12 protein-coding genes are annotated in these 10,189 nt (G+C 60.2%); 8 read left to right on the top strand and 4 right to left on the bottom strand.

Features of this window, described 5'->3' with window-relative positions; genetic code table 11:
• The first annotated feature begins 48 nt into the window (after positions 1 to 48).
• A complete protein-coding gene (locus ACR0LD_RS13800) occupies positions 49 to 2,334 on the top strand; it encodes a glycosyl hydrolase family 28-related protein (protein WP_480637465.1) in 2,286 nt (761 codons plus the stop codon).
• Between the two features lie 43 nt (positions 2,335 to 2,377).
• On the opposite strand, the gene ACR0LD_RS13795 is transcribed toward ACR0LD_RS13800, so the two are convergent.
• Entirely contained in the window at positions 2,378 to 3,043 is a 666-nt protein-coding gene (locus ACR0LD_RS13795) for a hypothetical protein (RefSeq protein ID WP_480637464.1), read from the bottom strand.
• A 139-nt stretch (positions 3,044 to 3,182) separates the two neighbouring features.
• On the opposite strand from ACR0LD_RS13795, the gene ACR0LD_RS13790 reads away from it, so the two are divergent.
• Together ACR0LD_RS13790 and ACR0LD_RS13785 are read left to right on the top strand one after the other, a co-directional pair.
• Entirely contained in the window at positions 3,183 to 3,503 is a 321-nt protein-coding gene (locus ACR0LD_RS13790) for an antibiotic biosynthesis monooxygenase family protein (RefSeq protein ID WP_093963400.1), read from the top strand.
• 72 nt (positions 3,504 to 3,575) lie between these two features.
• Positions 3,576 to 3,983 (top strand): universal stress protein, encoded by a 408-nt coding sequence (locus ACR0LD_RS13785; RefSeq protein WP_093963399.1) that lies wholly within the window; start codon positions 3,576 to 3,578, stop codon positions 3,981 to 3,983.
• Here ACR0LD_RS13785 and ACR0LD_RS13780 read toward each other — a convergent pair.
• Positions 3,968 to 4,477 (bottom strand): HugZ family pyridoxamine 5'-phosphate oxidase, encoded by a 510-nt coding sequence (locus tag ACR0LD_RS13780; protein ID WP_480637461.1) that lies wholly within the window; start codon positions 4,475 to 4,477, stop codon positions 3,968 to 3,970. The two genes, ACR0LD_RS13785 and ACR0LD_RS13780, sit on opposite strands and share 16 nt — an antisense overlap.
• Before the next feature lie 71 nt (positions 4,478 to 4,548).
• Here ACR0LD_RS13780 and ACR0LD_RS13775 point away from each other — a divergent pair, with 71 nt between their 5' ends.
• From ACR0LD_RS13775 to ACR0LD_RS13760, 4 genes are all read left to right on the top strand, one after another.
• Positions 4,549 to 4,989: an excalibur calcium-binding domain-containing protein gene (locus ACR0LD_RS13775; protein ID WP_170360265.1), complete on the top strand. Its 441-nt coding sequence runs from the start codon at positions 4,549 to 4,551 to the stop codon at positions 4,987 to 4,989.
• 160 nt (positions 4,990 to 5,149) lie between these two features.
• Positions 5,150 to 5,440, top strand: a complete 291-nt coding sequence (locus ACR0LD_RS13770) for a hypothetical protein (protein WP_170360267.1) — start codon at positions 5,150 to 5,152, stop codon at positions 5,438 to 5,440.
• 27 nt (positions 5,441 to 5,467) lie between these two features.
• The gene (locus ACR0LD_RS13765) at positions 5,468 to 6,025 is read left to right on the top strand and encodes a lysozyme (RefSeq protein ID WP_480637458.1); all 558 of its coding nucleotides are present in this window, start codon (positions 5,468 to 5,470) and stop codon (positions 6,023 to 6,025) included.
• 56 nt (positions 6,026 to 6,081) lie between these two features.
• Positions 6,082 to 6,435 (top strand): MmcQ/YjbR family DNA-binding protein, encoded by a 354-nt coding sequence (locus tag ACR0LD_RS13760; RefSeq protein WP_170445699.1) that lies wholly within the window; start codon positions 6,082 to 6,084, stop codon positions 6,433 to 6,435.
• Here the strand turns inward: ACR0LD_RS13760 and ACR0LD_RS13755 are convergent.
• On the bottom strand, positions 6,432 to 7,139 hold the full coding sequence (locus ACR0LD_RS13755) for an ORF6N domain-containing protein (protein ID WP_480637456.1): 708 nt from the start codon (positions 7,137 to 7,139) through the stop codon (positions 6,432 to 6,434). The two genes, ACR0LD_RS13760 and ACR0LD_RS13755, sit on opposite strands and share 4 nt — an antisense overlap.
• A gap of 190 nt (positions 7,140 to 7,329) precedes the next feature.
• Between ACR0LD_RS13755 and ACR0LD_RS13750 the strand changes: the two genes are divergently transcribed.
• Entirely contained in the window at positions 7,330 to 7,878 is a 549-nt protein-coding gene (locus tag ACR0LD_RS13750; RefSeq protein ID WP_480637454.1) for an NYN domain-containing protein, read from the top strand.
• 2 nt (positions 7,879 to 7,880) lie between these two features.
• On the opposite strand, the gene uvrB is transcribed toward ACR0LD_RS13750, so the two are convergent.
• Positions 7,881 to 10,067, bottom strand: coding sequence for an excinuclease ABC subunit UvrB (gene uvrB, locus ACR0LD_RS13745; protein ID WP_170372128.1), 2,187 nt, complete (start codon positions 10,065 to 10,067; stop codon positions 7,881 to 7,883).
• Positions 10,068 to 10,189: the final 122 nt, after the last annotated feature.

The following is a 10,189-nucleotide window of genomic DNA, read 5'->3' as shown; positions in this document are numbered from 1 at the left end:
GCATGCGCCATAGCCTGAAGAGTGGGCGCGTTTGGGAAAGGGTATTCAATGAACAAGGCAATCACCGACGGAATCGTTTTCACGCCGCCGCAATTCGCGAATGGTCTGGATGTGTGGTCCAGCGGCGACGGCACTCCGGGCTCACCGACCTATGACGGATCGGGAACGGGAGTGTTCGTGCCTGCAGATGCGGAGTTTGGCGGTTGTCTTGAGATACTGAAGGTCAATCCCACGCAGCAACTGCGGTACATGGGGCGGACGCCGCTTCTGCCGGGCTGCTATTTGCAGATCAAGGCGCGGGTCAAAGCGATCAGCGGGCCATTGCCGCAGGTCCGGATCGCTGGATGGGCCGGAGGGGCCGGCGACGTGCACCTTTCCGGACTGACCGAACAGGGCCCGGCCATTCAGCTGTCGGCCTATGGCGTGGTGCACGAGGTCACCGCCATCGTCGGGATTGGACAGCGCCCGGGCGTGGACATGCCTTGGGGCATTTCGGCGCTATACGGGCATTTCGGCCTCGATATCGAGGGGGCAAACGGCGCGCTCGTTCGGATCGATGATATCGAAATTACCGATGTCACCGGGATCTTCTTGCGCGACATGATCAGCCTTGTGGACGTGCGGGACTATGGCGCGTTAGGAGATGGTGTGGCCGACGACTCGGCCGCGTTCGAGGCGGCAGACCAAGCCGCGGGAGGTCGCCGCATCTATGTGCCGCAGGGAACCTACCACCTGGCACAGGATGTTGGGCTGGACGCGGAGGTCGACTTTGAGGGCACGGTCACGATGCCTGATGACAAGATGCTTCTTCTGACCAAGAATTTCGATCTGCCGACTTACATCTCCGCCTTCGGCGATGAAGCCCTGGCCTTCAAAAAGGCGTTTCAGGCGCTGTTGAACAACTCGGATCATGAATCGCTGGACCTGGGCGGCCGCAAGATCTCGGTGTCCGAGCCGATCGACATGCAGGCCGCCGTACCCAATCGCGGCAGCTACTCCACTCGCCGCGTGATCCGCAACGGGCAGTTCGACGTCAAGAGCAGCGCCTCATGGGACACCGAGACCTTTACCTCTGTCGCAACATACGATCCGGCGGATCCTTACAAGTTGTCCGGTGTGGCCAACGTGGCCAATATCCCGCTCGGGTCGTTGGTTCAGGGCAGCGGCGTTGGACGTGAGATCTATGTACGGTCCAAGGATGAAGGTGCCGGTGAGATCACCTTGAACGCACCTATCTATGATGCGGCTGGCACGCAGACATTCACGTTCGTTGCTTTCAAGTACCTGTTGGATTTCTCGGGCTTCAGTGCGCTCCAGAAATTCGCCATGGAAGACATCGAGTTTCAATGCAACGGGCGCTGCAGCGCGATCCGCCTGTCGCCGGGCGGGAACACGTTCGTTTTGAAGAACTGCTTTGTCAGCCGTCCGTTGGATCGCGGCATCACTTCAATCGGGGTGGGGTGCCAGGGCATGTTGATCGACGGTTGCCAGTTCCTGTCCAGTGAAGAGTCTCTGGACGTGCCCGACCGCAGTTCGATTGCCATCAACGCCAATGCCAACGACGTCAAGCTGCGCCACAACCGCGCCGTTCGTTTCCACCACTTCACGGTTCTGGGCGGAGACAACAACCTGGTTCTGGGCAACCACTTCTTTCAGGGCGACAGCGTGCCGAACGGTGTGCGCAATGCGGGTTTGGTGATGATCGGGGCCTACAACAGTTCTTCGATCGCCGACAATTATATCGACAACTGTTTCATCGAGTGGAGCAATGAGCGCGATGCCGAACCCGACTACACCTCGGGCTATTCCTTCAGCGCCATGAGCATCACCGACAACATCTTCTATTCAAGTGACGTTGCCCCGTGGTTCGCCTATATCGTCGTGCGCCCGCATGGCGTCGGGCATTTTTTGAACGGAATGACGGTCACGGGCAACAAGTTCCGAACGGCGAACGGGTCAATCGACCGCGTGGACAAGGTTGATACAACTTTTGCCGATCTGAATCCTGATCGGCATGTGAATGTCACGTTCGCAGACAACACGTATCACAACGTGACACTCAAGACCGCGAACCCGCTGCGGGTCCGACACGAACAGAATACGGCGGCCTCTGCCTGGACGGTGGACTCGAATGGTGCATTCCCCTTTGGTGGGCAGGCCCGCAGCTGTGACAGCGTCGTCGTGCTGGACGGGCTGAGAACCGCCTTTGGAACTCTGCGCTATACGGCCCCCTATGTTCAGTTGCAGCAAGGGACGAACCAGGACCAGATCAAGTTGCGTTGGTCCGAGGCCTTGAGTGGTGAAGTTTCGGTGATCATGCGGATCGAGGTCTGATCCGTGTCGGCCGGTCGCTTTTGGGGCGGCCGGCGCGCAGCATTCAGAACTCGCGCCACAGCGCGAATCTCAGGCCTGGCCTGTTCCGGGCGGCGTTGCGCTCGACCCCGATTATCCAGGTGTTGGGGCCGCTTTCGGATCGAAACATCGCCGAGGGTCGCGCGCTCCAATAGAGCGGGCGGCCAGGTACATAGGACGTTTCGATCTGGAGCAGGGGATTGACCCGACGGTGCGACGACAAACCCACTGTCAGGTCCAGTTTTCGGATCAGAGCGTCATGGCTTCGGTACTCCAGCGCGGCATCAGCCGCCAGCCAGCCACTGCCATATCGGGCCTGAAATCCTTTGCCCCAAGACAGGGTTGCCTTGTACATCGCCCATGCGCGGGTTTCACGGTGATGCGCGCCGACACCCAACTCGGCCGCCAGACGCCCACCGTTGGAAAATTCGGCAACCGGTAGGCGCGCAAACACCACGGCGTGACCGTAGAGTTCTTGATGCTCTTCCGCGTCCAAACCCAGCGTCAGATTTGGGCGCATTCCCCATTCCCCATAGAGCGAGGACTTGAAGCGGATGCCCTTCCCGGGCTCGGAAAACGCCGTCAGGGCCAACGATGTGAACGAGGCGCCTTCTTCACGAAGCCATGCCCCGGCCAAGGCCGGAGTCGAAAACACAAGACTTGCACACAGGAAGGCGATCAGGCGGTCCATTTGCGCAGGATCATCAACCTTGGTTAACGGAAGGTTAGCGCTCGGTTCATTTTTCGGAAACTTTTTCGCGCCAGCTCAACGAAAGGCAGGACGTTTGAATAACCTGTGCTAGGCTTGGGTCAGACAAGGGAGATGACCGATGCCGAAGATATCAAAAGACGCCAGTGTTCAGACCGTTATCACCACTTTCGAAATGACCCCCGGAACCTGCCAGGACCTGCTAGAAGCGTTGACCGACGCCTATGCGAACTTCATTTCCAAGCAGCCCGGTTTTGTCGCAGCCGGACTGCATGTCAACGATGCCCAGACCCGCATCGCGAACTATTCGCAGTGGGAGCGGCGGGAGGACTTTCTGGCCATGCTGCGAACGCCTGAAATGCGCGAGCGCAACCGCAAGATCAACGAATTGTGCAAAAGCTTCGAGCCGGTGATGTACGACGTGGCCGAAACATTTGACTGATCCTGACCTGAATCAAGGTCAGAAGACTTTGGCTACTGCTATCTGAACGCGAAACTCAAGGAGGCGCCAGCCATGTATCACAATATTCTTGTCCCGATTTCCTTCGATGCCGAGCGTGACACGTCGGGGCCGCTGAAACTGGCCAAGCTGTTGGCGACGCCAGATGCCAAAGTGACCCTGTTGCATGTTGTCGAGCATATTCCGGACTACGCAATCTCTTACATGCCGGCCGAATACCTGACCGAGGCGCGGCGCGCGATCCAGGATGAATTGAACATTCTGGCTGCCAAGCTGCCGAACGCCAAGGGCGTTGTGGTCGAGGGACATTCGGGGCGCACGATTCTGGATTGGGCGGAAACCAACAAACCTGACCTGATCATCATGGCTTCGCACCGACCGGGGATGCAGGATCTGTTGCTCGGCTCGACCGCGACACATGTGGTGCGCCACGCCAGTTGCGCAGTTCACGTCGTTCGCTGATTTGATGGCGGGCAAAGGTCTTCGCGTGTCATCTTCCACGCTTTGCCGAACCCGCCATTGAGAAGCCCATCAACAATCTCGAAACGCACAAAACGGAAATCCGCGAAGTCGATATATAGTCCGGCCTTCGGACGCTGTGACAAGTAGCGTGCCCGAAGCGCGGTATGCTCCTTGGTCGCCCGTGGGGTCGGGCGCGCCGTGCAGTGCAGGGTCAGCCGGGGATGGGTCAGTGGATCACCTTTGTCAGCGGGCTCGCCGATCAGCAACGCGCAGGCCGGATTCGCCTCCAACGCGCGTGAGTGCTCCGCCAGATCCGAGATCAGGGTGAGCGGCCATCCAGCACTGTCGGTGGCCAGTGCGATGCGGCTGATCGACGGCAGTCCGTTGTCCGGATGTACCACGGCAAGCGCAGCAAAACGGGCCTGCGTGATAAGATCAAGGGCCAGTTCCCGCGCAGTCTCGTCGACCGGTTGAAATGGGTTTCGAGTGTTCACGTGGCGCCCTCGCTGGATTGCGTCATTCCGATGCCTCGGCTTTGCCACATAGTTGGTGTACCGCCAAGTTTATGAAGCTGAAGACAACCGTATACAACGAACCCGCACCAGATCCGCGCTTGGCACGTCGGCAGCGTAAGGCTGATGCCCTGCGCCGACATGCGCTGTCCCCGCTGCGCATTCTGCTGATGGTGCTGGCCCTGCCGCTGACGACGGGGATGATCGCGCTGGGTGTATATCTCCGGACCTCAGACCTGGAGCGGACCGAAGCCGTGATGCACCTTGTGGCGCTGGCTGGTTGCGACGCGGCACGCTCCGTTGGCCTTGGACCGATGCGCGAGGGACAGCTTGGATACCACAAACGCAACGACCCTGACGGCGACGGGATCGCATGCGAGTCCAGTGTCCGGGCCGCGACGCGGTCGGCTGTGCCGGTCCAGGCACCTGCGTCCACGCAAAGCACGGCGCCCAAACCGCGGGCTGTCGGAAACGCCAAATTTGTCCGCCCCTGACGGCCATGGAAGATACCTATCTTCATGGTTGAACCTTTTCGCGCACATGATCGCGGTGCCTGTGTCCCTGCGTGATTTGAGCAGGACGTGGTAGGATCATGCCGTCCGCTGGCAGTTTGCCGCGGTTCGGGGTCAGGACCCCATGCGAGGGAGGACAACCATGTTTGCACGCGTTACCCAGTTCAAGATGAAGCCCGGCACCCGCGAGGCCGCCACGGCCCGAATGAACGATCTGAAGGATCAGATCATGGGCATGCCCGGTATGCACTGCTTTACGAATGTGATGAACGAGGATGGCAGCGGCTATGTGATCTCGGTCGTCGAAAGCGAGGCGACATCAAACGCAAACGCCCCCAAGGTTGCCGAGTTGTGGGGCCAGTTTGCCGAGTATCTTGAAGGACCTCCGACGCCGATGGGGTATGATGTCATCGCCCATTGGGACAAGGGGTGACATCGGCCGCCACTCGGGGATGGCCTGATGCCTTACAAGATCACACCGCGTATTGCCGCCGAGCTTGTCTCGCACGAAGCGATCGTGCGCGAGGCCTATCTGGATTCCGTTGATGTCTGGACCTGGAGCGTGGGGATCACGTCGGCCTCGGGCCACACGGTCTGGCCGCGTTATCTGGACAACCCCCAGACCTTGCGGCGCTGTTTTGAAGTGTATGAGTGGGCCATCCGCACCAACTATCTGCCTGCGGTGGAAACGGCCTTTGCCGGCCACGCCCTGACCGAGGCGCAGTTGGGCGCGGCCTTGTCCTTTCACTACAACACCGGGGCCATAGACCGGGCCGTTTGGGTGCGCAGATGGAAGGCCGGGGATGTGGCCGGTGCTCGACGCGCGATCATGTATTGGCGGCGGCCGCCTGAAATACGCCCACGGCGGCGCAAGGAGCGCGCTCTGTTCTTCGATGGCGTCTGGTCGGGCTCGGGCACCGGAACCGAGTACCAGGTGCGAAAACCGTCCTATCGGCCAGACTGGTCCAGCGCGGCAACGGTGCAGATCGGCGACGTTCTGCAAGACCTGTTCGGTTAGGCCCGACAGGTCATGCTTGCTTGCGAAATCCTTGCCGGCCCGTCAGGATCGGCGTCATGACCCGGGACGAATTCAACGCTTTCTGCGCCTCTCTGAAGGCCACGAGCCACGTCGTGCAGTGGGGCAATGCGGATGTGTGGAAGGTGGGTGGCAAGGTGTTCGCGATCTGCGGCTGGAACGACGGCACGGACGCCTTTACCTTCAAGGCCACCGACCTGGCCTATGAGGTGCTGCAGGATCAGCCCGGCATCCGGCCCGCGCCCTATCTGGCCTCGCGCGGCATGAAATGGCTGCAGGTTTATGACGAACGCGGGATGAGCGACGCGTCCCTGCGCGACCACATCGTGACGTCCTACGAGATGGTCGTGGCCAAGCTGACGAAAAAGATGCGGGCCGAGCTGGGGCTTTAGCCCTTCATCGCCTGCAGCAGCTCGATCAGCCGCTTGCGGTCATCGTCATCGGCATAGTCGCCCGCGGCCAACCGTTCGGCGATGCGCAGGCGCAGACGCTCGTGCTGGGTGCGCACCTCTTCGCCCGCGGTTTCGGCCAGCGTCTTCATGATCGTCGCCACCGCCTGCTGGCGCTTGGTGGTGGGGTTGGCGATGTAGTCGACCAGGCTCTGTTGCCCGGAATCGAGGATGTTTTCGGCCAGCGCCCGCAATTGCTCGCCATTCGGCAGCAGCGGGGCAGGGGTGCTTTCTGGCGGCAGGATCTCGGGTGCGCTGCTTGGGGTTTCAGCGAGGGCATTGGCGCCGTCGACGAAGGCCTCGGTGATCATCCGGGTGATCTTGATCGCGCGCGGGTCCTTGAACAGGGTCGAGGCGATGGCCACGCCGTAATCGGTATAGACCCACGGATTGACCCGCCGCCCGCCGCGGCCTTTGGGCTTTGAAATCACATTCCGTGATGTCAAATCGGCCACCTCGGCGTCGGTCAGCTGAAAACGGTAGCCCTCGAACAGGTCCTTGTTGCGCGAGACGGCCTGATTGAAGGCGCTGACGGATTTTCCGTAGAACCACGCCAGATCCTCGGCCAGAACCACGCGGGTGCCACGCACCCGGTGAATGGCGCTTTGGACCTCATGCGTGGTGGGAAGGTTTTTGGCGTTCGTCATGGCACCCGTTTGGAATCACAAGCTGTGATTTCAAACGTGGAGGAGGGAGGGGTGCGTGGCAAGGGATGAGTGCGGTGCGTAAACTAAGGGGCGGACAAAACGAAATAACAGAAATTCTAAAGAAAGGGCTCTTTACGGAAGTAAAGTCACCTCTATTGCGGGGTGTGCAAATCTTGCTATCAATCTCTGTATGATTAGGTTTGCTTTTTTGTTAATTTTTTCCTTAGCAGCGGTGTTATTGTCGGTGACGGCTTTCGGTCCGGTCATAACATTTCCAATGTTGGCCGGGGTCGTCGGTTCAGTTCTGGCAATTATACTACTAATTAGAACTAAGCTGCGCAAACAAGCCAATTGGGTCGTGATAGACGGGTCAAATGTGCTGTATTGGAATAACGAAAAACCGGACCTAGACTCTGTGAGAATAGTAATTGACGAGCTGATCTCGGAAGGGCTTGAACCTGTAATCTGGTTTGATGCAAATATCGGTTATTTGGTTGCAGGCCGTTACCTAGATCCCGCGAAGCTGTCCAAAGCACTTCGGTTTCCCGCACGTCGTATTTGGGTTGCGCCGAAAGGAACGCCTGCTGATCCGCTGTTGATTACGGATGCTCAAAAACTGAACGCGCGGATAGTATCAAACGACAGATATAGGGATTGGGAACAGCAGTTCCCGAATATATCTCAGAAGGATGTCTTCGTGCGAGGCAAAATAAAGGACAACCGTGTAGAGTTCAGATAGGTTCACCTCTTCCTTCTCTTCACATTCCCACCTCGCTGCCCCGGCCGTCCGGCCGTTGACCGCCCCTGCGACCGGACCGCGTCTTCCGAGGCTTTCTCGACCGCCCATTGCCGCGCCATGGGGTCGTCGGCGACTGCCAGATCGACCGCTTCCAGACGCTTGATCTCATCCCGGATGCGGGCAGCCTCTTCGAATTCCAGGTTCTCGGCCGCCTTGCGCATCTGATCGCGCAACCCGTCCAGATGGGCCTCGAGGTTGGCGCCGTGCATCGGTTTGTCGATGGTGGCGGTGACGCGGTTCATGTCCACGTCGCCGGCATAGAGACCGGCCAGAACGTCCTCGACATTCTTCTTCACCGTCTCGGGCGTGATGCCGTGTTCCTCGTTATAGGCGATCTGCTTGGCGCGGCGGCGGTTGGTTTCCTCCAGCGCACGCTCCATGCTGCCGGTGATGCGGTCGGCATACATGATCACGCGGCCCTCGGCGTTGCGCGCGGCGCGGCCGATGGTCTGGATCAGCGAGGTTTCCGAGCGCAGGAAGCCCTCTTTGTCCGCGTCCAGAATGGCGACCAGCCCGCATTCGGGAATGTCGAGCCCCTCGCGCAGCAGGTTGATGCCCACCAGCACGTCGAAGGCACCCAGCCGCAGGTCGCGCAGGATCTCGATCCGCTCGATCGTGTCGATGTCGGAATGCATGTACCGGACCTTGATGCCCTGTTCGTGCATGTATTCGGTCAGGTCTTCGGCCATGCGTTTGGTCAGCGTGGTGACCAGCGTGCGGAACCCCTTGGCCGAAACCTTGCGCACCTCGTCCAGCAGGTCGTCGACCTGCATCTCGACGGGGCGGATTTCAACCTCGGGGTCCAAGAGGCCCGTGGGACGGATCACCTGTTCGGTGAAGACGCCGCCGGTCTGCTCCAGTTCCCACTTGGCCGGGGTGGCGCTGACGAAGACCGACTGCGGGCGCATGGCGTCCCATTCCTCGAACTTGAGGGGACGGTTGTCCATGCAGGAGGGCAGGCGGAACCCGTGTTCGGCCAGCGTGAACTTGCGCCGGTAGTCGCCGCGATACATGCCGCCGATTTGCGGCACCGAGACGTGGCTTTCGTCGGCAAAGACGATGGCGTTGTCGGGGATGAATTCGAACAGGGTCGGGGGCGGCTCGCCCGGTGCGCGGCCGGTCAGATAGCGCGAGTAGTTCTCGATCCCGTTGCAGACGCCGGTGGCCTCCAGCATTTCCAGGTCGAAATTGGTGCGCTGTTCCAGCCGCTGAGCTTCCAGCAGCTTGCCCTCGCCCACTAGCTGGTCCAGCCGTTGGCGCAGCTCCTTTTTGATGCCGAGGATCGCCTGCTGCATCGTCGGTTTCGGCGTGACGTAGTGCGAGTTCGCATAGACGCGGATCTGCTCCATCGTGTCGGTGCGCTCGCCGGTCAGGGGGTCGAATTCGGTGATGGCCTCCAGTTCTTCGCCGAAGAACGAGAGTTTCCAGGCCCGGTCTTCCAGGTGGGCGGGCCAGATTTCCAGGGAATCGCCCCGCACCCGGAAGCTGCCGCGCTGGAAGGCCTGATCGTTGCGGCGGTATTGCTGAGCCACCAGATCGGCCATCACCTGCCGCTGGTCGTATTCGTTCCCGACCTTCAGATCCTGCGTCATCGCCCCGTAGGTCTCGACCGAGCCGATGCCGTAGATGCACGAGACCGAGGCCACGATGATGACGTCGTCACGCTCGAGCAGCGCCCGGGTGGCCGAGTGGCGCATCCGGTCGATCTGTTCGTTGATCTGCGATTCCTTCTCGATATAGGTGTCGCTGCGCGGCACATAGGCTTCGGGCTGGTAGTAGTCGTAGTACGAGACGAAATACTCGACCGCGTTGTCCGGGAAGAAGCCTTTGAACTCGCCGTAAAGCTGGGCCGCCAGCGTCTTGTTGGGGGCCAGGATGATGGCGGGGCGCTGGGTTTCCTCGATCACCTTGGCCATGGTGAAGGTCTTGCCGGTGCCCGTGGCACCCAGCAGCACCTGATCGCGCTCGCCGTCCAGGACACCGGCGGCGAGTTCCTTGATGGCCGTTGGCTGATCCCCGGCCGGCGCAAACTCCGTATGCATGACGAACCGCTTGCCGCCCTCGAGCTTCAGGCGGGCGCGGACATCGTCGACGGTCAGCTGGGTTTTGTCAGAATGTGCATAGGGCATCGGCAGGCTCCGCTTGGGCTTCTTACATTTGTTCTTATTTTGTCCGCATGCAACCCCTGCAGCGCCGGTCATTTGCATGGCCCTGCGGCATTTGCAATCTTGTCCCCGCCCGCACTCTGACG

The organism is Ruegeria sp. BF8 (genome assembly GCF_056538625.1).
The sequence above is the reverse complement of the archived record's forward strand: the minus strand, read 5'-3'. Positions and strand labels throughout refer to the sequence as shown.